This window comes from Clavibacter michiganensis subsp. tessellarius, from assembly GCF_021922985.1.
Taxonomy (GTDB): Bacteria; Actinomycetota; Actinomycetes; order Actinomycetales; family Microbacteriaceae; genus Clavibacter; species Clavibacter tessellarius.
Genome location: NZ_CP040788.1, coordinates 417,068 through 443,393, shown reverse-complemented (window position 1 = coordinate 443,393; position 26,326 = coordinate 417,068). Strand labels below are relative to the sequence as shown.

Genomic DNA, 26,326 nt, shown 5'->3' with positions numbered 1-26,326 from the left:
CTGACGCGCCGCGATGCCCGGTGATGCGCGCCCCTGACTGGGGGTGCGCGCGCGACGCCACGCGACGCGCCCGGGCTTCCGAGCCGGCGCACTGCCGCCTAGCCTGACCTCAGGAGTCTTTTCTCCACCTGAGGAGCACCATGTCGTCCACCCCGCCGCCCGCCTCCCCGACGTCGGTGACGCCGGCGTCCGACGAGCCCGGCTGGTACGGGGACGGCGCGGGCGACCAGCGCTACTGGGACGGATCCCGCTGGACCGAGCTGGTGTCCGGCCGCCGGGTGTTCCCCGGCCGCGCGTCGTCGACGCCGGAGCCGCGCCTCATCACGGAGTCGCCGCTGCCGGCGGACTACGCGGCCGGATCGGCGTCCGCCGCGACCGCCGCCGCATCCGGGGGCACCGCCGCTGCGTCCCCCGCGGACGCGCCGCTCGCGCCGCCGACCGGATCGCCCGTGGCCCCGCCGGCCGGCTACCCGCTCGCGCCGCCCACCGGGTCGCCGGTCACGCCGCCGACGGGATCGCTGCGCATCCCGCCGCCCGGGTCCGCCGTCCCCCCGACGCCGGACGTCCCCGCCTCCCCGCGCCCCGCACCTCCGCGCCCCTCGTCGCCGCGGCCCGCGCCGCCGCGGCCCGCGACGAGCGCCGCCTCGGCCGCCGCCCTGCAGCGGACCGCGCCCGCCCGCACCGCCCGCGGCACGTGGTCGTGGGCCGCGCTCGCGATCGCCGCCGTGCTCGTCGTCGCGGCCGCGTTCGTCGCGGGGCTGCCCGGGCTGCTCATCGCCCTCGGCCTCGTGGCCCTCGCGGCCGGCCTCGTGCCGCTCGTGCGCCGCGGCGCCGCGTGGATCCCCGGCATCCGCTCCCGCGCCACCGGCGGCATCGCGGCCGGTCTGGCGCTCGCGCTCATCGCGGGCGGCGCCGTGGCAGCGACGCTGCCCGCCGCGGATCCGGACGTCGTCGCCGACCCCGACGCCATCGAGATCTCGGACGCGCGCCCCGTGCCCGACGCCACGGATCCCGCGAACCCGCTCCCGGTCTCCGCCGACGGGCTCGTCGAGATGGTCGACGTGACCCGCATGACGGGCGCCGACGCGGGCGACACGCTCGCCGCCTCCGGCTTCGGCATCGCGTTCGCCGGCTCCGGCGGCGCCGGATTCGTCCGCCAGGACACCGGCATCGTCTCGAGCCAGGATCCGGCTGCCGGCACGCGCGTCGCGCCCGGCACGGTCGTCACCCTCACGCTCGCCGTGGCCGCTCCCGAGCGGATCGCCCTCCCCACCGTGCCGAAGGCCCCGAACGTGCCGACGCGCACCCCCAGCCGCCCGGGCGCGCAGCCCGGCGGCGGCTCGGGTGGCAACGGCGGCGGCACCGGCACCGGCGGCTCGGGCGGCGGCGGCGGCGGCTCGACGGGCGGCGGCTCGGACGGCGGCTCCGGCAGCGATCCCGCGCCGACGACGGACCCGCAGCCCACGACCGAGCCGGTGCCCACGACGGATCCCGTCCCCGAGCCGACCGCCCCGCCCGCCCCGACGGATCCCGACCCCGTCCCGACCGAGCAGCCCACCACCGCACCGGTCGAGCCCGATCCCGTACCGACGTCCGACCCCGGCCCGACCGAGGACCCGGCAGACCCGGCTCCCGAGGGCTAGTCCGCCTCCGCCGCGGCCCCGGTCGTCGCGAGGTGCGCCCGCTGCCCGTCGCGGTCGAGGATCGTGAGCACCTCCGCGACCCCGCGGTGCGCGCTGATGGCGTGCGGCACCATCGTCGAGAACTCGGCCGCGTCGCCGGCCTCCACGAGGATCGTCCGCTCCCCCAGCTGCAGCCGCGCCGTGCCCGAGAGCACCGTGAACCAGTCGCGGCCGGGGTGCACGCCGAGCTCCTCGACGGGGAACGGGCGCCGCGGGGTGAGGCGCATCTTCGCGACGAAGACGCCCGACGCGCTCCCCCCGCCGCGCGACAGCACCCACGTGGTGCGCCCGGCCTCGACGTCCTTCTGCGGCCGGATCACGACGTCGGCGTCGTCCCCGGACTCGATGAGCTCGTCGAGCGTCGTGTCGAGGGCCTTGGCGAGCGGCACCAGCTGGTCGAGGGCGATGCGGCGATGGCCGGTCTCGATCCGGCTGAGGGTCGACGGGCTGAGGAAGCAGCGCGCCGCGAGCACGTCGAGGGACCAGCCGCGCGCCTCGCGGAGCCCCCGGATGCGCTGGCGGACGAGGGCGTCGACGTCGGTCTCTTGCGTCATGGGCAAGATCGTATGCGCATGGAGCAGCGACGCGCGAGCATGGATCCATGCCCCACCACCACGCGCACGCCCCGGCCGACCCGTCGCTCGCCGCCCTCCTCGACCTCGACGCGCGGATCCTGCACCGCCACCTCCTCGAGGTGACCACGTGGATCCGCGGCCTCGCCCGCGACACCGCCGGCCGCGTCGTCGTCGACATCGGCGCCGGGACGGGCACGGGATCCGTCGCGCTGGCCCGGCGCTTCGACCGGGCCGAGGTGGTCGCCGTCGACGCGAGCGAGGCCATGCTCGACCGGGTCGCCGAGCGCGCGGTCGTCGACGGCCTCGCCGACCGGATCCGCCCCGTGCGCGCCGACCTCGACGACGCCTGGCCCGCGCTCCCGCCCGCCGACGTCGTGTGGGCCTCGCTCGTGCTGCATGAGGTGCGGGACCCGGCTGGCCTCCTCCGCCGGATCCACGACGGCCTCGCGCCGGGCGGCCTCGTCGCCGTCGTGGAGATGGACGGGCCGCCGCGCTTCCTGCCGGACGACCTCGACCTCGGGCCCGACCTCGCGGGCCCGGGCCTCGCCGACCGCCTCGACGACGCCGTCACGCACGGCGGCACGGGCGGTCCGTCGCACCCGGACTGGGCCCCGTGGCTCCGCGACGTGGGCCTCGTCGACGTCGCGACCCGCACCTTCCCCCTCGCCCCCGACCCCGCGGATCCGATCGCCGCCGCCGCCACGCTCCCCTACGCCCGCGCGTGGCTGGCCCGCGTCCGCGCCCGCTCCGCCGACCGCCTCGCGCCGGCGGACGTCGCGGCGCTCGACGCCCTCCTCGACGCGGACGGGCCGCACGCCCTCGCGCGCATCCCCGGCCTCCGCCTCCGCGGCACCCGCACCGCCTACGTCGGGCGCCGGCCCCGCTGACCCGCGTCCCCGGATCCGCCCGGGTGGGGCGCGACGCCCCCCCGGACCCCCTACCGTTGAGGCATGAGCACTGACGACACCGCATCCACCCCCGACGCGGACGCCGCCCCCCGCACGACCTTCAGCGACCTCGGCCTGTCCGACCCCGTTCTCAAGGCCCTCAAGGACGTCGGCTACGAGACCCCCTCGGCCATCCAGGCCGCCACCATCCCCTCCCTCCTCTCCGGCCGCGACGTCCTCGGCGTCGCCCAGACCGGCACGGGCAAGACGGCCGCGTTCGCGCTGCCGATCCTCTCCAACCTCGACGTCTCGCAGAAGACGCCGCAGGCCCTCGTGCTCGCGCCCACCCGCGAGCTCGCGCTCCAGGTGTGCGAGGCGTTCGAGCGCTACGCGTCCGGCATGCGCGGCGTGCACGTGCTGCCCGTCTACGGCGGCCAGGGCTACGGCGTGCAGCTGTCGGCGCTCCGCCGCGGCGTGCACGTGGTCGTCGGCACCCCCGGCCGCATCATGGACCACCTCGACAAGGGCACCCTCGACCTGTCGCAGCTGAAGTTCCTCGTGCTCGACGAGGCCGACGAGATGCTCAAGATGGGCTTCGCGGAGGACGTGGAGACGATCCTCGCGGACACCCCGAAGTCGAAGCAGATCGCGCTGTTCTCGGCCACGATGCCCGCGCAGATCCGCCGCATCTCGGGCAAGTACCTGCAGGACCCCGAGGAGATCACGGTCAAGAACAAGACCACGACCTCCGCGAACACCACGCAGCGCTACCTGATGGTGTCGTACCCGCAGAAGGTCGACGCGCTCACGCGCATCCTCGAGACCGAGAACTTCGAGGGCATGATCGTGTTCGTCCGCACGAAGAACGAGACGGAGACGCTCGCCGAGAAGCTCCGCGCCCGCGGCTACGCGGCCGCCGCCATCTCGGGCGACGTCGCGCAGGCCCAGCGCGAGCGCACGGTCGAGCAGCTGAAGTCGGGCAAGCTCGACATCCTCGTCGCCACCGACGTCGCGGCCCGCGGCCTCGACGTCGACCGCATCAGCCACGTCGTCAACTACGACATCCCCATCGACACCGAGTCGTACGTGCACCGCATCGGCCGCACGGGCCGCGCCGGACGCAGCGGCGCGGCGATCAGCTTCGTCACGCCGCGCGAGCGCCGCCTCCTCACCGCCATCGAGAAGGCCACCCGCCAGCCGCTCACCGAGATGCGCATGCCGAGCGCCGAGGACGTCAACGTCACCCGCCTCACGCGCTTCGACGACGCGATCACGGCCGCCCTGCAGGACCGCGAGCGCCTCGACGCGTTCCGCGACATCGTGGGCCACTACGTGAACCACCACGACGTCGTCGAGTCCGACGTCGCCGCCGCGCTCGCGATCGTGGCGCAGGGCGACACCCCGCTCCTGCTCTCGGCCGACGACCTCCGCCCGCCGCGCGTCGAGCGCGAGCGCCGCGACGACCGCCCGGGCCGCGACGGCGACGACCGCGGCGAGCGTCGCGCCCGCCCCGCGCGCGGCAGCGGCAACATGGCCACCTACCGCATCGACGTCGGCCGCCGTCACCGCGTCGAGCCCCGCCAGATCGTCGGCGCGCTCGCCAACGAGGGCGGCTTCAGCCGCGAGGACTTCGGGCACATCGACATCCGCCCGGACTTCTCGCTCGTCGAGCTGCCGGCCGGCCTGCCGCAGGACCGGCTCGACCGCCTCGCCAGCACGCTCATCAACGGCCGGCCGATCGACATCCGCCCCGACCGCGGCGGGCCCCGTGCCGCCGAGCGCGGCGCCGCCCCCGAGCGCCGGGGTCGCAAGCCCCGCGACTGATCGCGTCGCACGCCCGACGGCCCGTCCCCTGCCGCAGGGGGCGGGCCGTCGTCGCATGCGGTCGCGGTCGCCGGGTGCGCGGCCGATAGCGTGGGCCGATGGATCCCGTCACCCTCCGCACCCCGCGCCTGACGCTGCGCCCGCCCGCGCTCGACGACGTCGACGCGATCGCCGCCGCCTGCCGGGACCCGGCGATCCAGCGCTACGTGCCCGTCCCCGCGCCGTACGCGCGCGACGACGCGCTCTCCTACGTCACCGGCTTCTGCGCCGACGGCTGGGCGTCGGGCGAGCGCCTCACCTGGGCCGTGCTCGACGGCGACGCGTTCGTCGGCACGGTCGGGCTGAGCGAGGTCGCGGAGGGCGCCGCGGAGATCGGCTACTGGCTGGCGCCGCACGCACGGGGTCGCGGGCTGATGCGGGAGGCCGCGGCCGCCGTCGTCGACCACGCGTTCGACGCGTCCGCCGGCCTCGGGCTCATCCGGATCGGCTGGCGCGCGTTCGCCGGGAACGCCGGATCCGCCGCGGTCGCCCGCGCGCTCGGCTTCCGCTTCGAGGGCGTGGCCCGCCTCGGCGCGACGGGCCGCGACGGCCGCGAGGACGACTGGCTCGCGGGGCTCCTCGCGACGGACGGCCGCACGCCACGGACGTGGCCCGTGCTCGCATGAGCGGCGGCCTCCTCGGGCGCGACGTCGCGGTCACGACGCCGGACGGTCGCCGCCTCCGCGCGATGGTCGACGGCGTCGGCGACGACCTCGTCGTCCTGGAGGCCGGCCTCGGCGGCAGCGGCCTCACCTGGGGTCTCGTGCACGGGATCCTCGCGCGCTCCCACCGCGTCGTCGCCTACGACCGCGCGGGCCTCGGATCCAGCGACCCCGATCCGGCGCCGCGGGACCTCGCCCGCCTCGCCGACGACCTCGAGGCGGTGATCGCCGCGTTCCCGCATCGCCGCCTCGTGCTCGTCGGGCACAGCTGGGGCGGGCCGATCGTGCGCGTGGCGGCGGCGCGGCGGATCGCGCGGGGGCTGCCGACCGCCGGCGTCGTGCTGGTGGACCCGAGCGACGAGCGCGCCCGCACCTACGCGACGCGCGCCGTGCGGACCGCCTTCGCCGCGCAGGCCGCACTGCTCGTGCCGCTCGCCCGCGTCGGCCTGCTCGCGCCGCTGCACCGGATCGCTCTGGCCGGGCTGCCCGCGCCCCTCCTCGCGGACGCCGTCGCCGCGGCGGGTTCGGTCGGCGCCGCGCGCGCCACCGCGGCCGAGCAGCGGCACCTCCTGCCCGGCCTCCAGGCTGTGGCTGTGCACCCCGGCACCACGGCGACGCTCCCCGGCGTGCCCGTCCGCGTGATCTCGGGCACGGCGTACCGCGCGCTCACCCGACGGCAGCGGGCCGACCTCGTGCGCGCGCATCGGGCGTCGGCCGCTGCCGCTGCCGACGGCGCGTGGATCCCGGCGCCGCGGTCCGAGCACATGGTGCCCGTGACGGATCCGGACGTGGTGGCCGCGGTCGTCGCCGCCCTGCCCTGAGGTCGCGCGCCGCTCAGGGCGCGGGGATCGCCGTCACCCAGGCGCGGAAGGACGCGGCGTCGGATCCCGTGAGCACGGCGACGGGGCCGGTCATCGGATCGCCGATGGGCACGAGCGCGAGCGCGTCCCCGGGGAGGCCGACGAGCACCTCGCCGATGATCGAGTCGGGCGACGCCGTGTCGACGCGGACGAGGTAGACGGTGCCGTCCGGCACCTCCGGACGGTCGGCGTCGACCGACTCCGCCATGTCGCCGCGGCCGTTCGCCAGGCGGTGCAGCTCGTCGACGCGGAAGCGCTGCGCCACGTCCCCGGCCTCCAGCAGCACGCCCGTCTCCGTCTCCCGGCGCCGCCCGATCGGCACGTCCGCGAGCGTCGCCCGGAGGCCGGATCCCGACCACGGCCCGATGCTCGCGAGCGACCGCGGCTGGCTCTCGCGCAGCCGCTCCTCCGGGGTCCGGCGCCACGGCCACTCGTCGCGGGAGAGGAGGCCGCCGACGAACGCGCCCGCCGCGAACGGCACGGAGGCGGCGACCATGGACGCGGCGGTGAGCGCGAGCACGACCCCCAGCACGACGACCACCAGCAGCAGGCGGATCCAGTGGTTCCCCGCGGCGTAGCCGACGAGCGCCACGGCGATGCCCGCGGCCGTCAGCCCGAGGAAGGCCCACAACGGCACGGCGCCCGGGCGGAGCACGGCGGATGCCGCGAAGACGAGGACGACGGCGATGATGACGCCGGTGAAGATCATGTGCCCGCGGCGCTCGCGGGCGGTGCGGGACGGCTTCGACGTGGACACGGGGCTCCTGGTGGCGGCTCGGTGCGGGCGGCTCGGCTGGGCGGGCGTCCGGATCCGGATCCGGACCCGCCCAGCCTGCCCGACACCACGCCCCAACGGCGGGCGCGGCACGGCCCCCGAGCGGGTGCCGCGGGCCTACCCGTCGACGCGCCGCAGCTCCAGCACGCCCGGGACGAGCTGCCGGGTGGGGATGCGGCCGCGTGCGAAGTCGCCCCACACCTGCCGCACCCGGCGGGCGTCGCGCTGGATCCCCTCCCACGGCGCCCCCGCGAGCAGCCCCGCGCCGCGCCAGGCCTCCTCGTCGCCGAACAGGAGCGGCAGGTCGACGGTGTGGGCGGCGCCGAGCGGGCTGCCGGGGGCCGACCAGCGGATCACGTAGCGGTGCGCGGTGCCGCCCGCGCGCGCGTGCCGGCGGGCGAAGCGGCGGCCCGGCACGCCGTAGATGATCCCCGTGACCGCCGCGACGGCCGCCCGCCGCACGAGCGGCCCCAGCACGGGCGTCCGTGTCAGGCGCGCGAGCCACGGGATGCCGGGCAGGAACAGCCGCGCCTCCTCCGCTGTGTAGCCGATCAGGACGTCGACGCCGGGCGCCGCGCGGTCCCACGCCGCGTCGAGGCGCGACTCCGGCGGCAGCGGCGCGTGCCCGTACTGGGTGCCGAACGGCATCGCGCCGATGAGGCCGTACGGCGCCGCGACGCGCTCGACGGCCGCCTGCCGCGCGACCACGTCCTCGACGGGCATGTCGGCCGTGAGGTCGCGGGAGGCGCGGGCCATGGCCGCGTTCATCCGCCGCCGTCCGCGGGAGATGCCGAGGGGCGCGCTCTGCACGATGGCGCGGCGGAAGAGCCCCGCCGCCTCCGGGAGCGCCATCAGGTGCGCGACCGCGTCGCCGCCAGCGGACTGCCCGAAGGCCGTCACGCGAGCGGGGTCCCCGCCGAACGCGCGGATGTTGCGGGCCACCCAGCGGAGGGCCTCCAGCTGGTCGAGGAGGCCGAGGTTCGCGGGGCGGCCGGCGCCGTCGCCGAGGTAGCCGAGAAGGCCCAGCCGGTAGGTGACGGTGACGACGACCACGCGCTGCTCGGCGACGAGCGGCGCCGGATCCATGATCGGCACGTCTCCCGCGCCCGCGACGTACGAGCCGCCGTGGATCCAGACCATGACCGGCAGCGCCGCGTCCGGCGCGACGTCGCGCGGCATCGTGACGGAGACGCGCAGGCAGTCCTCGTCGACCCGGAGGCCGGCGAAGTCGCCGAGCACGGCGTCGAGCTCCGCCATGGGCGCCTGCGGGCAGGCGGGCGCCCACGCGGTCGCGTCGAGCGGCTGGCTCCAGTCGGCGTGCGGGACGGGCGGGGCGAACCGGTCGGCGGTGGCGTACGGGATGCCGGTGGCCCGCACGACCTCGCCGTCGGCCCAGCCGACCACGGGGCCGCAGGGCGGCGTGAAGGGGCGCATCCGATCGACGCTACCGTTCGCGACGCGTTCGCCGGGCCGCCCGGGAGCCGCCGGACGCCGGTGCTACCGTGACGCCATGCCCCGCCTGATCGACCGCGCGCGCCGCGAGGACGAGCTCGCCGAGGCCGTCTGGCGCGTCATCCGCCGGGACGGCGCGAGCGGCGTGTCCGTGCGCACGGTCGCGGCGGAGGCGGGCCTCAGCACCGGGTCGCTGCGGCACTCGTTCCCCACGCGGATCGAGCTGATGGCCCACGCGACCGCGCTCGTCGGCCGCCGGGTCGCCGCCCGCACCGCGCGCCGCCGCTCCGAGCCGGACGCCCGGCGCCGCACGGTCCAGGTGCTCGCGGAGCGGCTCCCGCTCGACGACGAGCGCCGCGCGGAGGCCGAGGTCACGGCCGCGCTGCACGCCGACGCCGCGTCGCACCCGCGCCTCCGCGAGGTGCGCCGGGCCGCCCACGCGGCCGCGCGCGAGACGTGCCTCACGCAGCTCGCGCAGCTGCGAGCCGCGGGGCTGCTGCGGCCGGACGCGCATCCGGACGACGAGGCCGACCACCTGCAGGCGCTCGTCGCGGGCCTCGCGCTGCAGCTCCTCGTGCACGAGCCGGATCCCGCGCAGCACGCCCGCGCGCTCCGCCTGCTCGAGCGGCACGTGGACGCGCTCGTGGCGCGTCCGCGGGGCGAGCGCGGCGATCGGGGCGATCGGGGTGAGCGGCCGTCGGGGCGCGACGACGTCCCGGCGGGCCGGACCCCGCGCCGCGAGGCCTAGGCCGCGCCGCCCAGCCGCCCGCGCAGCTCGCCGACGCGGGCGCGGATGTCGTCGCGCACGAGGCGCATCCGCTCCATCCCGTCGATGCCGCGCTCCGACGGCTCGTCGGTGATCCACGTCTCGACCGCGACGCCCCGGTCGCCGTCCACGTGGGCCTCGGCGCCGAGCACGACCACGAGGTCGGCGGCGCGCACCATGTCGTCCGTCAGGGGCTTGGGGCGCTCGTCCCCCACGTCGATGCCGAGCTCGGCGAGCGAGGCCACTGCGAGCGCGTTGAGGTCGGTCCCGGGATCCGTGCCGGCGGACGACACGGCGACCGCGCCTCCCCCGTCGTGCCGCATGAGCGCCGCCGCGAGCTGGGACTTGCCGCCGTTGCGGGCGCAGACGAAGACGACGTGCGGGGCGCGGTCGGGCATGGGGCCTCCGGGACTCGGGTGGACGGCGGACGGCGGATGGGCCGGCCCCTCGATCCTGCCATCCGGCGCGCGGGACGTCCGCCGGGAGGCGGGCGTCGGGCCCCGACGCCCGCGGCCGTGCTCGCGCACGGTACAGCGGATGCTGTACCGTCGCCGCATGCCCACCCTCGCCCCGCGCCTCGACGTGATGACCCGGCTGGGTCGCGCGCTGGCGGACCCGACCCGGTCCCGGATCCTCGTGGAGCTGCTCGCCGGCCCCGCCTACCCCGCGCTCCTCGCGGAGTCGCTCGGCCTCACCCGGCAGAACGTGTCGAACCACCTCGGCTGCCTGCGCGGCTGCGGGATCGTGCGCACGGTCCCCGAGGGGCGGAGCACGCGCTACGAGATCGCCGACCCGCGCATCGCCCGCGGGCTCGGAACGCTCGTCGAGGTCGTCCTCGCGGTGGAGGAGGACCGGGCGTGCGCGGATCCGTCCCTCTGCGCCCCGGACTGCTGCGAGCCACGCGCGTGAGCGCCGCCGCGCCGGGGTCCGCCGCTCGCGGTCACGCGGACTCCCCCGCGTCGGCCGCTCCCGGCTCCCCTGCATCGGCCGCTCCGCCGCTCGCGCCCGCCCGGCGCGACGTGCTCCGCCGCCGGATCCGCTGGATCGTCGCGGGCACCATCGCGTGGAACACCGTGGAGGCGGGGGTGGCCCTGTCCGCCGGCGCGGTCGCGTCGTCGACCGCGCTCGTCGCCTTCGGCCTCGACTCGATCGTGGAGGTGCTCGCCGCATCGGCCGTCGCGTGGCAGTTCTCGGCGCCGGATCCGGAGGCACGCGAGCGCACGGCCCTCCGGCTCATCGCGGTGTCGTTCCTCTGCCTCGCGGCCTACGTGTCCGTCGACGCCGCGCTCGCCCTCGTCGGCGGATCCGCGGCGCGCCCGAGCCCCACGGGCATCGTCCTGGCCGCGCTGAGCCTCGCCGTGATGCCCGCCCTCAGCCTGCTCGAGCGCCGCACCGGCACCGAGCTCGGGTCCGCCAGCGCGGTCGCCGACTCGCGGCAGACCCTCGTCTGCGCGTGGCTGTCGGCGGCGCTCCTCGTCGGCCTGCTGCTCGACGCCGGGCTCGGCTGGTGGTGGGCGGATCCGGTCGCGGGGCTGGCCATCGCCGCGTTCGCCGTCCGCGAGGGCGTCGAGGCGTGGCGGGGCGACGCCTGCACCGTCCCCGTGGCCGCCCTCACGGGCGAGCGCGCGCCCGAGGCCGACGCGCCCCACGCGGGCGCGCCTGGCGCGGGCACGCCCGGCGCGGACGCGACTGGCGCGGACGCGACTGGCGCGGGCACATCCGACGCGAGCGCTCCCGGCTCCTGCCGCTGACCCCGCCGCCTACCGCGTGACCGGGATCGCCCCGGTCGCCCGCTGGTACGCCGCGAACTGCTTCGCGCCCATGACGCGCGCGCCCGACGCCGTGTAGTGGATCACGTCCTCGCTCCTGCTGAACCCGGCGGCCCCCGGCACGTACGCGACGTTCGGGCGCAGCGCGGGCAGGCCCTGCTGCGCCGTGTCGATCGCCTGCCGCTGCGACGAAGCGGCCAGCCACTCCGGCACCATCCCGCTGATGAGGAACGGCACCGGGCCGTAGCGCGCGTCGAGCCGGTCGACGAGGTCGAGGAGCATCGACTGGTAGCCGTCGCCCGTGGTGCGCGTGGCGTCGGACTCCCCCTGCGCCCAGACGACCGCGACGAGGCGGTTGTCCGGATCCTGCGCGAGCGCCTGGTCGATCTGCCCGAGCGCCCGCGTGAACAGGTTCACGCGCGCGCGGGTGTCGGCCGGGTTCCAGGCGTAGTAGCCGTCGCCGGTCATCGAGGTCGAGGCCATCGCGGCGGGCACGAGGAGCACCTTGCGGCCGGGACGCGCCTCGGCGAGCAGCCGCCTGCCGAGCTCCATGCCCGGGCCCACGGACGGCACGCCGCCCGCGTTGACCCACGTGGTGACGTGGTGCAGCGAGTCCTTGGCCGGCACGATCCTCCCGGCCTGGGCACCGCTGCCGGCGAGCTGGTCGAGGCCCGGCACGGCGACGTCGAGCGCCGGGTCGTAGCCCGCGCCCACGCCCTGCGCGTTCGACTGCCCGAGCACCACGACCACGTCGTAGCCCTCGCCGGTCGAGGCGATGGACAGGGGCTCCGAGGTGCTCGCGGTCGGCACGAGGCCGTCGGCGCGGCCCGTGGCGGTCACGGTGATCCGCGTGCCGGCGTCCCGTGCCGACAGCGCGTAGGTCGCGGCCGTGCGCCCCGGCACGACGACGCCGTCCCGGGACCACGCGTAGGCGATGGACGTGGCCACGGGGCTCCACTCGGGCGTCGCCGCCGTGAGGGTGGATCCCACGGCGGGCGTCCCCGAGAGCGTGGGCGCGGGCGTCGCGGCGAAGGGCTCGTCGCCGGGCGCCGGGGCGGGCGTCGCGGGCGGCACGTCGAGGGCGTCCACGACGACCGCGGTCGGCTCGCTCGTGCGCGTCGCGTCCCTGTAGCCGGAGCGGGATCCGGTCGCGGTCACGGTGATCCGCGTGCCCGCGTCGCCGCGCGCCACCGCGTAGGTCGCCTCGGTGGCGCCGCGGACGGGCACGCCGTCGCGGGACCAGGCGTACGCGACGGCGGTGGCCTCGGGCGTCCAGGCGGGCGTCGCGGCCCGGAGGACGGTCCCCGCGACGGGGTCGCCGGCGATCACCGGCGCGACCGTCGCCTCGAACGGCACGGCGGGCGGAGGCGGCGGGGGCGTGACGGGCGTCTCGACCACGGGGATCGCGGCGCTCGTGACGGTCTGCGTGATGTAGCCGGTGCGGGTGCCGGTGACGGCGACCGCGATGCCCGTCCCCACATCGCCGGCGACCACGCGGTAGCTCGGCCCGGTCTGGTCGGGGATCACGACGCCGTCGCGCAGCCACGCGTACGAGAACGACGGCCACGGGGTCCACGTCCCGGCGCGCGCGGTGAGCGTGAAGTCGACGCGGCCGAGGCCCGTGATCGACGGCTCGCCGACGGCCTCGTACGCCACGTCCGGCACGGGCTCGGGCTCGGGCGTCGGCGCGGGCGGCTCGGGCTCGACCTCCGGCAGCGGCACCAGGATCCCCTCGCTCGAGATCGACTGCGTCACGTAGCCGGTGCGCGTGCCCGTGACGACGACGGCGACGCTCGCGCCCCGGTCGGTCTCCTGGACGCGGTAGGTGGCGGCGGTCTGCTCGGGGATTGCGACGCCGTCCCGGGTCCAGACGTAGGAGAACGTCGGCCACGGGGTCCAGACCCCGGGGCGCGCGGTCAGCGTGAAGCCGACACCAGCGGTGCCCGTGATCGTCGGGGTGGAGGCGACGGCGTACGGCGCGTCCGCGGGCGGGGCGGTGGGCTCGGGCGTCGGGGCGGGCGAGGTCGGCGTGGGCGTCGGCGTGCTCGCGGGCGGGACGGCGAGCGCCGCGCTCGTGAGCGCCTGGGTCGCGTAGCCCGTGCGGGTGCCGGTGACCGTGACGCTGAGGGCGGATCCGGCGTCCCCGGCCTGCACGCGGTAGGTCGCGGCGGTCTGCCCGGCGATCGCGACGCCGTCGCGGAGCCACGTGTAGCCGAAGGTCGGCCATGGGGTCCAGACGCCGGCGCGCGCCGTGAGCGTGAAGCCGACGCGCGCCGTGCCCGCGATGGTGGGCGTCGCCGCGGCGGCGAAGGGCAGGACGGTCGGCGCGGTGGGGGTCGGGGTGGGCGTCGGGGCGGTGGTCGGCGTGACCGTGGGCGTCGGGGCGGTGGTCGGCGTGACCGTGGGCGTCGGGGTCGGCGTCGGGGCAGCGGTCGGTGCGACGGTCGGCGTCGGCGTCGGCGTCGGCGTCGGCACGGTCGTCGGCGCAGCGGTCGGCGTTGGGGTCGGCGTTGGGGTCGGCGCGGTCGTAGGCGCGGCGGTCGGTGTCGGGGTCGGCACGGCGGTCGGCGTCGGCGTCGGCGTCGGCGTCGGCGTCGGTGCGATCGTCGGCGCGACCGTGGGCGTCGGGGTCGGCTTGGGCGTCGTGGTCGGCGCGACCGTCGGCGTCGGGGTCGGCTGCGGCGTCCCCGTCGGCGCGACCGTCGGCGTCACCGTGGGCGCGACCGTCGGCGTCGCCGAGCCCGCCACCCGCACGGCATCGCTCGTCACGACCCGGGTCGCGTACCCGGTCTTCGTCCCGATGACGCGGACGGCGATCGCCGCGCCGGCGTCCGCCTCGGTCACCCGGTACGAGGCTCCGGACTGGCCGGCGACGAGCACGCCGTCGCGGGTCCAGGCGTAGGAGAACGTCGGCCACGGGGTCCACGTCCCGGCGCGTGCCGTGAGCGTCCAACCGACGATCGGGCTGCCGGTGATGGTCGGGGCGTCGACGCGCGTGAACTCCGCCACGACGGGCGTCGGCACGGCGGAGGTGGGCGCGCTCGTCCGGGTCGTGGTCGCGTACCCGGGTCGCGCGCCCGTGACGGCGACGGTGATCACCGCGCCCGCGTCCTCGGCCCGCACGGCGTACGCGGTCGAGGTCTGCCCGGTCACGGGCACGCCGTCGACGAGCCAGGCGTAGGAGATGGTGGTGGCGATCGGGGTCCAGCGCGCGGTCGTCACGAGCAGGCGCTGCCCGATGACGGCCTTGCCGGTGATGACGGGCGCGGGCGTCGTCGTGAAGGGCGGGTCCTCGGTCGCGGTGAGCAGCCGCATCATCGAGGCCGCGGTCGGGGTCGTCCCCTCCGCCGGCGCGGACGCGCCGGTGGACGCGGACGACGCGGTGGACGCCGTCGACGCGACAGCCGACGTCGCCGCCGCGGCCGGCGCCGGACGCGGCTCGACCGCGACGAGCAGCGCCACCCCGAGGCTGAGCCCCGTGACGGCGGCGACGAGACGTGCGGACGCGGATGCGGTGCCGGTCCTCCGTGCCAAGGCACGGCGGACGGGCGTGCGGAACTCCCCCAAGTGATCCCCCCAGATCGCGAGGCGGATTCACCCCGTGGGGAAATGCTGCCACATGCCTCCGACCAGCGGGTGCCGAGGGCCGTCCGCGGATGATCGCGGCGCGTGCGGCCCGCCCGCCGGAGCCCTCCCGCAGGTGCTCGCCCAGGCCCCCGCCCGCCATCACCACCCTCAGCCTCCGTCCGGACGGCCCCCGTACCCTGGCGGCGACCTGCTCCGCTCCGAGGGGATCCGCACCGGATCCGCCGCCCCGCCCCGGAAGGCCCCATGACGCACACGCCGCACGCCGACGCCGCCCGCCCCGACGCCGACGGGCGCCAGGGGTCCGCCTCCTCCCCCGCCGTATCGGGCGCCATCGCCCGCCTCCTCCGCGGCACGCGCGACCGCACGGATCGCCCGTCGCGGCTCGGCCGCCTCTTCGCCGTGGTCGCGATCGTGGAGGCCGTCACGTGGACGGGCCTGCTCGTCGGCATGTTCCTCAAGTACGTGACGGAGACCACCGAGCTCGGCGTCTTCGTGTTCGGGCGCCTGCACGGCGCCGCGTTCGTGCTGTACGTCATCGTCACGGCCGTGGCGGCGATCCGACTGCGCTGGGGCTGGAAGGCCGCGCTCCTCGCGGGCGTCGCGGCGATCCCGCCGCTCGCGACGCTGCCGCTCGAGGTGGGACTGCGTCGCCGCGGCTACCTGCGACACCCCGCGGAGGACGCGGACGCGCGCCCCGCGCCGACGACCGGCGCCTGATCCGATCCCGGCCGACGACCGCCGCCTGATCCGATCCCCGCCGACGACCGCCGGCTGATCCGCCGCGGGCCAGCTGACCCCGCTCAGATCCCGGTGTACCGCCCCGGCCGGTGGTTGAGCGCGAGCACGAGGTTGAGCAGCACCGCGCCGAGCGCCGACATGACGACGCCGCCGACGGACACGACCGTGAGGCCGAGGAGGATCACGCTCACGTCGAGGATCATCTGCGCGTACCCGGCGCGGAAGCCGAACCGCTCCTGCACTACGAGGGCCACGATGTTGAACCCGCCGAGGCTGGATCCGTGGCGGAAGACAACGAGCAGCCCGATCCCCACGAGCAGGTTCCCCGCGAGCACGCCGTAGACGGGCTGCAGGTCGAGGCTCGTCACCATCGCCGGGTGGAGCGTCGAGAACAGCGAGACGAGCGCGACCGAGATCACCGTGCGGATCGTGAACCGCCACCCCTTCTTCCACACCGCGAGCGCGAAGAACGGCGCGTTGACCACGAAGAACAGCACGCCGAACGGCAGCACGCCCGTGTAGCTCAGCAGCAGCGCGAGACCGGCGGTGCCGCCCGTGACGGCGCCGCTGTCGCGCAGCAGGAAGAGCCCGAACGACGCGACGAACGTGCCGGTGAGGATCCCGAGCACGTCCTCCGCCACGGAGTGCGGGATGCCCGCGGTCGTCGGCTCGCCGGGCGAGACGGCGGGCGGCGTGGGCAGGGGCTCGGACGCGGAAGCGGTCATGGCGGTCTCCGGGGTGGGGGGACGGGATCCGCGCGGGCGGTCGTGCCGCGTCACGCGCAGGGACCAGCATGGCGGATGCGCGGGCCTCGGGAGGACGCGGCGCCGCCCGATCCGCCACCTCCGCCGGCCGGGCGCTGCGGCGTCAGCCGAAGGGCTCCTCGAAGGGCCCCACGTCGAAGAACGCCACGGGCCCCTTCCCCTGGCGACCGGAGATCGAGCCGAACGACAGGCGCTGCCACCGCGTCATGCTCTCCCATCCGCGGTCGGATTGCCGGACGAACCACGCCCTCGCCTCCTCCCACGCCTCGGGGGACGGATCCCACCGGACGTCGAGCGCGGTCGTGACGACGTCGATGAGACCGCCCTCGGGGCCGGGCAGGAACCCCGATTCGGGCATGGTCACCATCCGGTCGTCCTCGGTGTCGCCGTACCGCAGCTCCTCGGGGAGCACCAGGCGGTAGGCGTCAGGACCGAGCTCGTCGTCCCCGTGCATGGTCCGGGCCAGCACCCACGGGTGCGGGTACCCCGGCAGCCGGATGCGCCCGGCGATCCCGGCCGGCAGCCAGTCGCCGTACGGCGGCACCGCGGCGTTGCGCAGGAAGGAGCGCGGGGCGTACGGCTCGAACTGGACGGGGACGGGGGGACGGCGTCACCGCGGGAGGATCACGCGCGCCGCCCGGCGCGCGTGGGATCGCGCAGCGGCTCGCCGTCCTCGTCCACGAGCCGCCCGGGCGCCGCGCACGCGTCCAGCGGGGCGATGCGGCGGATCCGCGGCGGCGCCGTCTCCGGGCGGCCGATCACGGGGATCCGGAGCCGCGATGCCACGACGTGCACGCCGCGGGCGAGACGCCGGCGGCGGGTGCCGCGGCGCACGGTGCGGACGACGTCCACCGCGACCTGCGCCGCATCCGTCTGCCATTGCACGGAGAGCGCCAGCGGGAAGGAGAGCAGGTGCTCGCGCACGTCCGCGAAGTCGCGCAGCCCGCGGAAGCCGAGCATCTGACGGGGGATCTCCCGCATGCGGTACGCCGACTGGTCCGGCCACTCCCGTCGGCAGGACGCGGCGTTGCCGACGGCGGTCGCGAGCGCGGTCACGTCGTCCGCCAGCTCGTCGAGGTCGTCGGGCTCGGCGGTCCAGAGCGCCCAGCGCGCTCGCCACGGGAGGAGCCGGAACGACCCGCTCACCCACATGGACGACACGGTGCCGTCGTCGTCGATCCACATGATGCGCTCTCCCCGGTCCAGCGACATGCGCTGTCGGCGAGCGGGCCGGCCTCGGAGGGAGGACGCCTCGGGAGGCACGGCCTCGGTGAGCGTACGGACCGGGCGGCGGCTCGTGGGCCCCGATCGCACAGGCGGGCTCATCGACCCCGAGGCGCGGTCAGTCCGCGAAGATCGCCCCCACCGGCTCGCGCTTCTCCGCCTGGAAGCGGTCCTCCGCGCGGCCGAGCGCCCAGTACGCGGAGAGCGAGAGGGCCCGCCGGTCGACGCCCCAGCCGTCCTGCATGAGCGCCCGCAGCTCCTTCATCGCGCCGCGCTCGCCGTGCGCGAAGACCTCGACCGCGCCGTCCGGACGGTCGAGGGCGCGCGCCGCCGCGACGAGGGGCGCGCCGGGCACGGCGTCGGGCGTGCGCGCGCGGTGGATCCAGCGCACCTCGACGCCCGCGGGGTGCGCGAGCGGGAGCTCGTCCGCGGGGCCGTCGACCTCGATCAGCGCGACGCCGCGTGCGTCATCGGGCATCGCGGCGAGCGCCGCGGCGATCGCGGGCACGGCGGAGTCGTCGCCGAGGAGGACGCGCGTGACATCCGCGTCCGGGGTCGGCCGGAACAGCCCGCCGGGGCCGCTCGCGGCGATCACGTCGCCGGGTCGGGCCGACGCCGCCCACGGGCCCGCGAGCCCCTCCTCCCCGTGCACCACGAAGTCGATCGCCGCCGTGCCCGCGGCCGGATCCGCGAGCCGCAGCGTGTAGGTGCGAACGGCCGGCAGCGCCTCGGGCGGGAGCGTCGCGCGGAGGGCGGACAGGTCGTACGGCGGCGCGACGCCGGATCCGGGCTGCGGCAGCATCAGCTTCACGTAGGCGTCGGTCGCGGCGAGCCGCTCGGGGACGGCCTGCTCGAGGAACGCCCGGGTCCCCTCGCCGCCGAGGTGCACCCGCACGAGGTGCGGTGCGAGCCGCTCGGTGCGCACCACCTCCAGCACGTGCTGGGGCCGCGGGGCGCGGGCGGGACGGTCGGGGACGGCGGGTGCGGCGGTGTCGGTCATCGAGGTCGATCCTCCGCCCCGCGGGCCGCCCCCGCAACGCGACGCGGCCGCGCGGTCCCTCGCCACCCCGGAGGCGCGCCCCTATGCTGACCCCGTGGTCGACATCGTCGTCACGGGGCTAAGCGCCAACTCCGTGCCGTACATCGAGGCCCTCGAGCGTCAGCGTGCCCTGCATGCCGACGTCGTCGCGGGCCGGGCGCAGGACACCGTCATCCTCCTCGAGCACCCCTCCGTCTACACGGCGGGGAGGCGCACGGAGCCGACGGACCGGCCGCGCGACGGCACTCCGGTCGTCGACGTCGACCGCGGCGGCCGCATCACGTGGCACGGCCCGGGCCAGCTGGTCGGCTACCCGATCGTTCGCCTGCCGGAGCCCCTCGACGTCGTGGCCCACGTGCGCCGCCTCGAGGACGCGCTGCTCGGCCTCCTCGCCGACCTCGGCGTCGCGGCCCGCCGCGTCGACGGCCGGTCCGGCGTCTGGATCCGCGGCGCGGCACCCGACGGCACCCCGCGCGACGAGAAGGTCGCCGCCATCGGCGTCCGCGTCGCCGAGCGCGTCACCCTGCACGGCTTCGCCCTCAACTGCAGCAACTCCCTCGACGCCTACGACCGGATCGTGCCCTGCGGCATCCGCGACGCCGGCGTCACCACGATCAGCCGCGTCCTCGGCCGCACCGTCACGCCGGCCGACGTCGTCCCCCTCCTCCGCCCGCACCTGATGCGCGCCCTCGCCCCGAACGGATCCGCCATGACCTCCACCGCCTCCCTCTCCCCCGTCGCCGGAGCCCGCGCATGAGCGCCGCCGCCACCCCTACCCTGATGTCCGCCGCGACCTGGATCCGCGCATGAGCGCCGCCGCCCCCGACGGCCGCCGCATGCTCCGCCTGGAGGTGCGGAACGCGGAGACGCCCATCGAGCGGAAGCCCGAGTGGATCAAGACCACGGCCCGCATGGGGCCCGAGTACCAGGCGCTCCAGCAGCTCGTGAAGACGGAGGACCTGCACACCGTCTGCCAGGAGGCGGCCTGCCCGAACATCTACGAGTGCTGGGAGGACCGGGAGGCCACGTTCCTCATCGGCGGCTCGCAGTGCACGCGCCGCTGCGACTTCTGCCAGATCGACACCGGCAAGCCGGCCGACTACGACACCGACGAGCCGCGCCGCGTCGCCGACTCCGTGAAGCGCATGGGCCTCCGCTACGCGACCGTCACGGGCGTCGCGCGCGACGACCTGCCCGACGAGGGCGCGTGGCTGCACGCCGAGACCGTGCGGCGGATCCACGCCGACAACCCCGGGACGGGCGTCGAGATCCTCGCGACCGACTTCTCGGGGAACCCCGACCTGCTGGCCGAGGTGTTCTCCTCGCGCCCCGAGGTCTTCGCGCACAACGTCGAGACGGTGCCGCGCATCTTCAAGCGGATCCGCCCGGCGTTCCGGTACGAGCGCTCGCTCGACGTGATCACGCAGGGGCGCGACGCGGGCCTCATCACGAAGTCCAACCTCATCCTCGGCATGGGCGAGACGCGCGAGGAGGTGTCGGAGGCGCTCCGGGACCTCCACGACGCGGGCTGCGACATCATCACCGTCACGCAGTACCTGCGCCCGAGCCCGCGGCACCTCCCCGTGGCGCGCTGGGTGCGGCCGGAGGAGTTCGTGGAGATCAAGGCGGAGGCGGAGGCGATCGGGTTCCTCGGCGTGCTCGCCGGTCCCCTCGTGCGCTCCTCCTACCGCGCCGGACGGCTGTGGGCGCAGTCGATGAGCGCCAAGGGCCGGGCGCTGCCGGTCGGCCTCGAGCACCTCGCGGATGCGTCGCGCGGCTTCGCGCAGGCCGTCGGCTGATCCCGGCGGTCCCTCCCCATGCCGCGGACCTGTCGGCTCGCTGACGAACGCGCCCCTCCCGGGTCCGCGGCCAGGTGCGCGCCCTATCGTCGGAACCACCGCGCACGTCCCACAGCTAGGAGCTCGTCATGGCCGCATCGTCCCCGACCGCAGGATCCGCATTCGGAGACGCCGCCGACGGCGTGTGGCAGGCGATGGAGTCGCTCCGGGTCCGCTTCGAGAAGCGCGACGGCGGCATGCCCGGCCACGAGACCGGGCACCGGCTCGGCCACGGTCCCGATGACGTCCGCCACGCGGTCCTCGCCCTCCTCGCGGAGGAGCCCATGCACGGCTACGCCCTCATCCACGCCATCGCCGCGCGCACCGACGGCGCCTGGACGCCGGACGCCGGCGCCGTGTACCCCACGCTCCAGCTCCTGGCCGACGAGGGCCTCATCGCCGCCGAGACCACGGACGGCCGCAAGGTCTGGGCGCTCACCGAGGCGGGCCGCTCCACGGTCGCGCGCGACGGCATCACGGCGCCGTGGGCCGACCACGCGCACGGCCGCGACGACGCCGGCCACGACCGCCGCGACCGCTCCGCGCTGCCCAAGGCCGGCCTCGCGCTCGCGCAGGCCGCCACGCAGGTGCAGCGCTCGGGCACCCCGGAGCAGGTCGCCGAGGCCGCCTCCGAGCTCGACGCGGTGCGCCGCCGCCTCTACGCGATCCTCGCCCGGGAGTGACCGCGGCCACGGCCGGCGCCGCACCCGGGACGGCTCCCGAGGGCGACGCCCCGGAGACGCGCGCCCGCTACCGCCGCATCCTCCGCTTCGCCGCCTGGAACCTCGCGGTCACGTGGTGGTACGAGCTGTTCCTGCCGCGCGTCGGGCTGCGACGCATCGCCGACCGCACGCGCACCCGCCGCATGAAGAGGTTCGCCCGGCGCTTCCGCGTGCTCGCGGTCGAGCTCGGCGGCCTCATGATCAAGGTGGGCCAGTTCATGTCGTCGCGCCTCGACGTGCTGCCGCCCGAGATCACCGCGGAGCTCGAGGACCTGCAGGACGAGGTGCCCGCGGTCCCGTTCGCCGAGATCCGCACGCTCGCCGAGCGGGAGCTCGGCATGCCCCTCGCCGAGGCCTTCGCATGGGTGGACGAGACGCCCGTCGCGGCCGCGTCGCTCGGCCAGGCGCACCGCGCGATCCTCGGCCCGATCGATTCCGCCGACACCGGCCTCACGGGCGCCGTCATCAAGGTGCAGCGGCCGGGCATCGACGACATCGTCCGCATCGACCTCGCCGCGCTCCGCCGCATCGGCGGCTGGCTCACGCACGTGCGGCTCGTCTCGGACCGGGTCGACGCGCCCGCGCTCGTCGAGGAGTTCGCCGAGACGAGCCTCGAGGAGATCGACTACCTGCACGAGGCCCGCAGCTCCGCGCGGTTCCAGGACATGTTCCGCGCCGACGCCCGCGTCGCCGTCCCGGAGATCGTGTGGGAGCGCAGCACCCGGCGCGTGCTGACCCTCGAGGACGTCACGGCCATCAAGATCACCGACCACGCCGGGCTCCTGGCCGCCGGCATCGACCCCGTTGAGGTCGCCCCGGTGTTCGCGGCCGTCATGTTCGACCAGCTCTTCGCCGACGGCTTCTTCCACGCGGATCCGCACCCGGGCAACGTCTTCGTCACGCCCGCCGCGGACGGCTCGGTCGAGCAGGGCTGGACCCTCACCTTCATCGACTTCGGGATGATGGGCGAGGTCCCGCCGAGCACGCGCCGGGGCCTCCGCAAGATGCTCATCGCCGCCGCCTCGCGCGACGGGAAGGGCCTCGTCGACGCGGCCCGCGACATCGGCGTGCTGCTCCCCTCGGCCGACACCACGCAGCTCGAGCTCGCCATGACCCGCCTCTTCGCGCGCTTCGGCGGGCTCGGCTTCGCGGAGCTGCGCGAGGTCGACCCGCGCGAGTTCCGCGCGTTCGCCGACGAGTTCCAGGAGGTCGTGCGCACGCTGCCGTTCCAGCTCCCGGACGACTTCCTCCTCATCATCCGCGCCATGTCGCTCACGTCGGGCGTCTGCAGCGCGCTGGATCCCCGGTTCAACCTCTGGGACTCCGTCGAGCCGTACGCGCAGCGCCTCATCCGCGAGGAGCGCGGCAACGTGGTGCGCGACCTCGGCACGCGCGTGTCCGACACCGCGGGCACGATCGCGCGCCTGCCCGGCCGTCTCGACGCGCTGCTCACCCGCATCGACGAGGGCGCGCTCCCCATCAGCGACCCCACGCTCGAGCGCCGCGTGGGTGCCCTGGAGCGCACCCTCCGCCGCGCCATCTCCGCCCTCGTCTTCGGCGGTCTCCTCGCGGGCGGCGTGCTCCTCCGCCCGGACGACGAGGTGCTCGGCACCGTGCTGCTGGTGGTCTCCGTGCTGCCGCTCGCGCAGGCGCTCCTCCCGGGCCGCCGCGCCCGCTGAGCGCCCGCCCGCCCCCGGGGATCGCGGCACGTCGGTCTGCCTTCGCGGACGTCCACGTCGACGGCACCACGCGCATCGAGATGCCCGGCATGCTCGCTACCGCTGACGCGCCGGCCGGCCGCGCCCCGCATCGGGGATGATCGTGCCGCGGCGGGCATATCGCTGCGCTGGGATCGCTCAGCGGTCCCCTTGAGGGACCTCCGGGAAAGCAGAAGGCCCGGTCTCGATGAGACCGGGCCTTCGTTCTGTTGCGGGGGCAGGATTTGAACCTACGACCTCTGGGTTATGAGCCCAGCGAGCTACCGAACTGCTCCACCCCGCGCTACGAGGAATACATTACCAGACGTCCGAGGCGCTCATGACCACTCGGCGCCTCCCGCGCTCGCGGATCGCTCCCCGGCACGAGGACGGCCCCGGCAGCACCCGCATCGCGGGGCCGCCGGGGCCGTCCTGGTGGAGCGTCCGGGCTACTGCTGGGCCGCGCCCAGCTCGATCGCCCGGTTCAGCGCCTCGGTCAGGCGCTGGTCGGCCTGCGCCGCCGCGACGAGGTCGTTGGCCTTGTAGGCCGCCTCCCTCTCCTGCAGCGCCTGACCGGCCGCGGCGAGGGCCGCCTGCACGTCCTGCGCGGGAGCCGCGGGCGACGTGGTCGCGGTGGGCGTCGGCGTCGGGGTGGACCCCGTGCCGCCGTCGGTCGCGCCGCCTCCGGAGCCGTCCACGGCGCCGGGGTCCGCGGGCGTCGTGCCCTCCACGGCCTCGTCCCCCGCGGTGGCGCCCGAGTCGCCCCCGAAGATGCTGTCGAGGGCCGCATCCAGCGTGTCCTCGAAGGCGATCTTGTCGCCGAACGCGACGAGCACCTTGCGGAGCAGCGGGTAGCTCGTGTCACCCGTGGACCGCACGTAGACCGGCTGCACGTAGAGCAGGCCGCCGCCGACCGGGAGGGTCAGCAGGTTGCCGCGCACGACCGAGGTCCGTCCGCCCCGCTCCAGCAGGTTGAGCTGGTTCGCGACGTTGGTGTCCGAGTTGAAGTTGTTCTGGATCTGCGTCGGCGCCGGGATGGTGTCGTCGTTCGGCAGCGTCAGCAGCCGCAGCTTCCCGTAGTCCGGCGCCTTCTCCCCCGCGGTGCTGCCCGCGTCGGAGTCCACGCCGAGGTAGCCCGTGAGCACGCTCCGCGCGGTGTCCTGCGTGGCCGGCGGGATGAACGTCGAGTACAGCGAGAACCGCGGCGAGTCCTGGCCCGGCATCTGCATGGTCAGGTAGTACGGCGGCTGGAGCTTCGCCGTGGTGCCCGGGTCCGTGGTGGCGGTCGGGTCGTTCGGCGTGGTCCAGAGGTCCTGGTTCGAGTAGATCGAGCCGGGGTCGGTCACGTGGTACTTGCCGAGCACGGCGCGCTGCACCTTGAAGATGTCCGCCGGCACGCGCAGGTGGCTCATGAGCCCGCCGGAGATGTCCGCGATCGGCTTGAGGGTCGAGGGGAACACCTTCTGCCAGGTCTTGAGGATCGGGTCGTCGGTGTCCCACGCGTAGAGCGTGACCTTGCCGTCGTACGCGTCGACCGTCGCCTTCACCGAGTTGCGGATGTAGTTGATCTGGTCGGTCGGCACGAGCGGCTGCGGCTGCTGCGAGTCGGTGATGAGCCGGCTCATGTCCTGGCGCTGCGAGTAGGGGTACTGGTCGCTCGTCGTGTAGCCGTCGACGATCCACACGACGCGGCCGTCGACCACGCTGGGGTACGGGTCCTTGTCGATGGTGAGGTACGGCGCGACCTTGCCGACGCGCTGCGCCGGGTCGCGGTCGTAGAGGATCTGCGACTGGTCGTTGATCTGGTTGGCCAGGAAGATCTGCTCCGACTGGAACTTCAGCGCGTAGATGAGGCGCTTGAAGACGTTGTCGACCTTCGGCCCGCCGTTCCCCTGGAACGTCGTGTACGTCTCGTCGGCCCCGTCGACGCCCGACGGGTAGTCGAGCTCGACGTTGTCGCCGGACGCGGGTCCGCCCACGATCGAGTAGTCGGGCGAGTTCTCGCCGAAGTACACGCGCGGCTCGAAGTCGCCGAGGTCGCCCGAGGCCGGGATGCCCGACTCGAGGAACACGGGCTGGCCGTCGGAGGTGCGCTGCGTGCCGTACGCCGCCACGAGCGAGTAGCCGTGCGTGTAGACGAGGTGCTGGTTGACCCACGAGGTGCCCGTGTTGGTCGGGCTGAGCTCGCGCACCGCCACCACGGTGTCCTGCACGCGGCCGTCGATCTGGTACCGGTCGACGTCGAGGTTGTCGCCGAACTGGTAGTACTGCCGGAACTGCTGCAGCTGGCTGAACGCGTCGCCCACGACCGCGGGGTCGAGGATGCGGATGTTGGCCGTCGTGGCGGCGTCCTCGCGCAGCGCGCCGGGCGTGGTGTCCGTGGTCGCGTCGTAGGGGATCTCCTCGATGTCGGAGAGGCCGTAGGCCGTGCGCGTCGCCTCGATGTTGCGCTCGTAGTACTGCGACTCGAGCGCGCGCTCGTTCGGCTCCACCTGGAAGCGCTGCACGACGGCCGGGTAGGCCGTGCCCACGAGGATGCTGGCCACGATGAGGCCGGCGGTGCCGATGATGGGCAGGCGCCAGCGGCCGATGGCCGCCGTGACGATGAAGAACAGGGCCACGACCCCGGCGATGCCCGCGAGGATCGCGCGCCCGGGGATGACCGCGTTCACGTCCGAGAACGCCGCGCCCGTGAACAGGCCGCCGTTGGCGTTGTTCACCACGGAGGAGTACTGGTCGAGCCAGATGCTCACGCCCTGGAGCAGGAAGTAGACGGCGGCCGTGACCGCGATCTGGATGCGCGAGCTCTTCGAGATGCGCACCTCGCGGCCCGTGAACCGCACGGCGCCGTAGAGGTAGCTGGTGGCGAGCACGCCGAGCATCGAGATGATGACGACGGCCGAGGCGAAGCCGACGACCGCATGGTAGAAGGGCAGCTCGAAGAGGTAGAACGACACGTCGAGCCCGAACTGCGGATCCGTGGTGCCCGAGGGCGTGCGGTTCAGCCACAGCAGCGTGCGCTGCCAGCCGCTGGACGCCGAGACGCCCGCGAACAGGCCGAAGACCGCGGGGATCGCGAACATGGCGAGGCGGCGGAGCGGCTCGATGACCTGCTGGTAGCGGTCGAGCTGCGAGTTGAGCTTCGCGTAGACGGGCCGCGAGCGGTACGCGATCTGGATGCTCACGAACACCGGGATCGCCATGGCGAGGAACCCGACGAGGAACAGCGCGATGCCCGCGCCCCACTGCGTGAGCAGCACCCCCAGGTAGCCCAGCTGGTCGTACCAGAGGACGTCGGCGTAGAAGCCGGCGAAGATGAAGAACGCGATCACGAGGGCGGCGATGATGGCCGCGGTGATGGCGAGAGGGGCTCGGCTCCGTCTGGCGGGCCGGGCGGATGTGCTTGTCACGTGTGTGCCTCAGAG

23 protein-coding genes and 1 tRNA gene are annotated in these 26,326 nt (G+C 75.7%); 13 read left to right on the top strand and 11 right to left on the bottom strand.

The features are described 5' to 3' along the window. Window positions 1-140 precede the first annotated feature (140 nt). Complete coding sequence (locus FGG90_RS01990) at window positions 141-1,643, top strand: PASTA domain-containing protein (RefSeq protein WP_094130929.1); 1,503 nt, start codon at window positions 141-143, stop codon at window positions 1,641-1,643. Here the strand turns inward: FGG90_RS01990 and FGG90_RS01985 are convergent. After that, a complete protein-coding gene (locus FGG90_RS01985; RefSeq protein WP_094130931.1) occupies window positions 1,640-2,236 on the bottom strand; it encodes a helix-turn-helix domain-containing protein in 597 nt (198 codons plus the stop codon). The genes FGG90_RS01990 and FGG90_RS01985 overlap by 4 nt on opposite strands. Window positions 2,237-2,283: 47 nt before the next feature. Here FGG90_RS01985 and FGG90_RS01980 point away from each other — a divergent pair, with 47 nt between their 5' ends. The 4 genes from FGG90_RS01980 (at window position 2,284) to FGG90_RS01965 (ending at window position 6,490) form a co-directional block, all read left to right on the top strand. Beyond that, window positions 2,284-3,144: a class I SAM-dependent methyltransferase gene (locus FGG90_RS01980; protein WP_094130933.1), complete on the top strand. Its 861-nt coding sequence runs from the start codon at window positions 2,284-2,286 to the stop codon at window positions 3,142-3,144. A 63-nt stretch (window positions 3,145-3,207) separates the two neighbouring features. Continuing rightward, on the top strand, window positions 3,208-4,968 hold the full coding sequence (locus FGG90_RS01975) for a DEAD/DEAH box helicase (protein WP_094130935.1): 1,761 nt from the start codon (window positions 3,208-3,210) through the stop codon (window positions 4,966-4,968). Window positions 4,969-5,066: 98 nt separating this feature from the next. Further along, window positions 5,067-5,633: a GNAT family N-acetyltransferase gene (locus tag FGG90_RS01970; protein WP_094130937.1), complete on the top strand. Its 567-nt coding sequence runs from the start codon at window positions 5,067-5,069 to the stop codon at window positions 5,631-5,633. After that, window positions 5,630-6,490, top strand: coding sequence for an alpha/beta fold hydrolase (locus FGG90_RS01965; RefSeq protein ID WP_094130939.1), 861 nt, complete (start codon window positions 5,630-5,632; stop codon window positions 6,488-6,490). Before FGG90_RS01970 ends, FGG90_RS01965 begins: the two co-directional genes overlap by 4 nt. Window positions 6,491-6,503: 13 nt before the next feature. Here FGG90_RS01965 and FGG90_RS01960 read toward each other — a convergent pair whose 3' ends face one another. Both FGG90_RS01960 and FGG90_RS01955 read right to left on the bottom strand, forming a co-directional pair. Beyond that, window positions 6,504-7,286 carry a hypothetical protein gene (locus FGG90_RS01960; RefSeq protein ID WP_094130941.1) on the bottom strand — a complete coding sequence of 261 codons (783 nt, stop codon included), beginning with the start codon at window positions 7,284-7,286 and terminating at the stop codon, window positions 6,504-6,506. 135 nt (window positions 7,287-7,421) lie between these two features. Then, window positions 7,422-8,738 (bottom strand): carboxylesterase family protein, encoded by a 1,317-nt coding sequence (locus tag FGG90_RS01955; protein WP_094130943.1) that lies wholly within the window; start codon window positions 8,736-8,738, stop codon window positions 7,422-7,424. Window positions 8,739-8,814: 76 nt separating this feature from the next. Here FGG90_RS01955 and FGG90_RS01950 point away from each other — a divergent pair, with 76 nt between their 5' ends. Next, complete coding sequence (locus FGG90_RS01950; RefSeq protein ID WP_094130945.1) at window positions 8,815-9,504, top strand: TetR/AcrR family transcriptional regulator; 690 nt, start codon at window positions 8,815-8,817, stop codon at window positions 9,502-9,504. Here the strand turns inward: FGG90_RS01950 and FGG90_RS01945 are convergent. Beyond that, window positions 9,501-9,920 carry an arsenate-mycothiol transferase ArsC gene (locus tag FGG90_RS01945; protein WP_094130947.1) on the bottom strand — a complete coding sequence of 140 codons (420 nt, stop codon included), beginning with the start codon at window positions 9,918-9,920 and terminating at the stop codon, window positions 9,501-9,503. The two genes, FGG90_RS01950 and FGG90_RS01945, sit on opposite strands and share 4 nt — an antisense overlap. Before the next feature lie 157 nt (window positions 9,921-10,077). On the opposite strand from FGG90_RS01945, the gene cmtR reads away from it, so the two are divergent. Continuing rightward, window positions 10,078-10,431, top strand: a complete 354-nt coding sequence (gene cmtR / locus FGG90_RS01940) for a Cd(II)/Pb(II)-sensing metalloregulatory transcriptional regulator CmtR (protein WP_094130949.1) — start codon at window positions 10,078-10,080, stop codon at window positions 10,429-10,431. 110 nt (window positions 10,432-10,541) lie between these two features. Then, on the top strand, window positions 10,542-11,273 hold the full coding sequence (locus FGG90_RS01935; protein ID WP_094131529.1) for a cation diffusion facilitator family transporter: 732 nt from the start codon (window positions 10,542-10,544) through the stop codon (window positions 11,271-11,273). A gap of 9 nt (window positions 11,274-11,282) precedes the next feature. On the opposite strand, the gene FGG90_RS01930 is transcribed toward FGG90_RS01935, so the two are convergent. After that, window positions 11,283-14,825, bottom strand: coding sequence for a sialate O-acetylesterase (locus tag FGG90_RS01930; RefSeq protein ID WP_237583490.1), 3,543 nt, complete (start codon window positions 14,823-14,825; stop codon window positions 11,283-11,285). 297 nt (window positions 14,826-15,122) lie between these two features. Here FGG90_RS01930 and FGG90_RS01925 point away from each other — a divergent pair, with 297 nt between their 5' ends. Further along, window positions 15,123-15,596, top strand: a complete 474-nt coding sequence (locus FGG90_RS01925; protein ID WP_237583489.1) for a DUF3817 domain-containing protein — start codon at window positions 15,123-15,125, stop codon at window positions 15,594-15,596. Between the two features lie 83 nt (window positions 15,597-15,679). Here the strand turns inward: FGG90_RS01925 and FGG90_RS01920 are convergent, their stop codons facing one another. The 4 genes from FGG90_RS01920 to FGG90_RS01905 all read right to left on the bottom strand — a co-directional run bounded on the left by FGG90_RS01920 (window position 15,680) and on the right by FGG90_RS01905 (window position 18,605). Then, window positions 15,680-16,342: a YitT family protein gene (locus FGG90_RS01920; protein WP_086518020.1), complete on the bottom strand. Its 663-nt coding sequence runs from the start codon at window positions 16,340-16,342 to the stop codon at window positions 15,680-15,682. A gap of 142 nt (window positions 16,343-16,484) precedes the next feature. After that, a complete protein-coding gene (locus FGG90_RS01915) occupies window positions 16,485-16,925 on the bottom strand; it encodes a hypothetical protein (RefSeq protein ID WP_237583488.1) in 441 nt (146 codons plus the stop codon). Between the two features lie 80 nt (window positions 16,926-17,005). After that, complete coding sequence (locus tag FGG90_RS01910) at window positions 17,006-17,566, bottom strand: hypothetical protein (protein WP_133065169.1); 561 nt, start codon at window positions 17,564-17,566, stop codon at window positions 17,006-17,008. Between the two features lie 157 nt (window positions 17,567-17,723). Next, window positions 17,724-18,605 (bottom strand): siderophore-interacting protein, encoded by an 882-nt coding sequence (locus FGG90_RS01905; RefSeq protein WP_094130956.1) that lies wholly within the window; start codon window positions 18,603-18,605, stop codon window positions 17,724-17,726. Between the two features lie 94 nt (window positions 18,606-18,699). Between FGG90_RS01905 and lipB the strand changes: the two genes are divergently transcribed. The 4 genes from lipB (at window position 18,700) to FGG90_RS01885 (ending at window position 22,883) form a co-directional block, all read left to right on the top strand. Beyond that, a complete protein-coding gene (gene lipB, locus FGG90_RS01900; protein ID WP_094130958.1) occupies window positions 18,700-19,401 on the top strand; it encodes a lipoyl(octanoyl) transferase LipB in 702 nt (233 codons plus the stop codon). A gap of 49 nt (window positions 19,402-19,450) precedes the next feature. After that, the gene (lipA, locus tag FGG90_RS01895) at window positions 19,451-20,443 is read left to right on the top strand and encodes a lipoyl synthase (RefSeq protein ID WP_210433074.1); all 993 of its coding nucleotides are present in this window, start codon (window positions 19,451-19,453) and stop codon (window positions 20,441-20,443) included. Window positions 20,444-20,571: 128 nt separating this feature from the next. Next, window positions 20,572-21,165, top strand: coding sequence for a PadR family transcriptional regulator (locus tag FGG90_RS01890; RefSeq protein ID WP_094130960.1), 594 nt, complete (start codon window positions 20,572-20,574; stop codon window positions 21,163-21,165). Next, window positions 21,162-22,883 carry an ABC1 kinase family protein gene (locus tag FGG90_RS01885; protein WP_094130962.1) on the top strand — a complete coding sequence of 574 codons (1,722 nt, stop codon included), beginning with the start codon at window positions 21,162-21,164 and terminating at the stop codon, window positions 22,881-22,883. The genes FGG90_RS01890 and FGG90_RS01885 overlap by 4 nt, the downstream gene beginning before the upstream one ends. A 248-nt stretch (window positions 22,884-23,131) precedes the next feature. Here the strand turns inward: FGG90_RS01885 and FGG90_RS01880 are convergent. Then, window positions 23,132-23,205 (bottom strand) — tRNA-Met (locus tag FGG90_RS01880). A gap of 145 nt (window positions 23,206-23,350) precedes the next feature. Further along, entirely contained in the window at window positions 23,351-26,311 is a 2,961-nt protein-coding gene (locus tag FGG90_RS01875) for a UPF0182 family membrane protein (protein ID WP_210433075.1), read from the bottom strand. Between the last annotated feature and the right edge of the window lie 15 nt (window positions 26,312-26,326).

Coding starts and splice junctions, on each gene's coding strand:
- FGG90_RS01990 (WP_094130929.1), top strand. CDS start 141: ATGTCGTCCACCCCGCCGCCCGCCTCCCCGACGTCGGTGACGCCGGCG.
- FGG90_RS01985 (WP_094130931.1), bottom strand. CDS start 2,236: ATGACGCAAGAGACCGACGTCGACGCCCTCGTCCGCCAGCGCATCCGG.
- FGG90_RS01980 (WP_094130933.1), top strand. CDS start 2,284: ATGCCCCACCACCACGCGCACGCCCCGGCCGACCCGTCGCTCGCCGCC.
- FGG90_RS01975 (WP_094130935.1), top strand. CDS start 3,208: ATGAGCACTGACGACACCGCATCCACCCCCGACGCGGACGCCGCCCCC.
- FGG90_RS01970 (WP_094130937.1), top strand. CDS start 5,067: ATGGATCCCGTCACCCTCCGCACCCCGCGCCTGACGCTGCGCCCGCCC.
- FGG90_RS01965 (WP_094130939.1), top strand. CDS start 5,630: ATGAGCGGCGGCCTCCTCGGGCGCGACGTCGCGGTCACGACGCCGGAC.
- FGG90_RS01955 (WP_094130943.1), bottom strand. CDS start 8,738: ATGCGCCCCTTCACGCCGCCCTGCGGCCCCGTGGTCGGCTGGGCCGAC.
- FGG90_RS01950 (WP_094130945.1), top strand. CDS start 8,815: ATGCCCCGCCTGATCGACCGCGCGCGCCGCGAGGACGAGCTCGCCGAG.
- FGG90_RS01945 (WP_094130947.1), bottom strand. CDS start 9,920: ATGCCCGACCGCGCCCCGCACGTCGTCTTCGTCTGCGCCCGCAACGGC.
- cmtR (WP_094130949.1), top strand. CDS start 10,078: ATGCCCACCCTCGCCCCGCGCCTCGACGTGATGACCCGGCTGGGTCGC.
- FGG90_RS01925 (WP_237583489.1), top strand. CDS start 15,123: ATGACGCACACGCCGCACGCCGACGCCGCCCGCCCCGACGCCGACGGG.
- FGG90_RS01920 (WP_086518020.1), bottom strand. CDS start 16,342: ATGACCGCTTCCGCGTCCGAGCCCCTGCCCACGCCGCCCGCCGTCTCG.
- FGG90_RS01910 (WP_133065169.1), bottom strand. CDS start 17,566: ATGTGGATCGACGACGACGGCACCGTGTCGTCCATGTGGGTGAGCGGG.
- FGG90_RS01905 (WP_094130956.1), bottom strand. CDS start 18,605: ATGACCGACACCGCCGCACCCGCCGTCCCCGACCGTCCCGCCCGCGCC.
- lipA (WP_210433074.1), top strand. CDS start 19,451: ATGAGCGCCGCCGCCCCCGACGGCCGCCGCATGCTCCGCCTGGAGGTG.
- FGG90_RS01890 (WP_094130960.1), top strand. CDS start 20,572: ATGGCCGCATCGTCCCCGACCGCAGGATCCGCATTCGGAGACGCCGCC.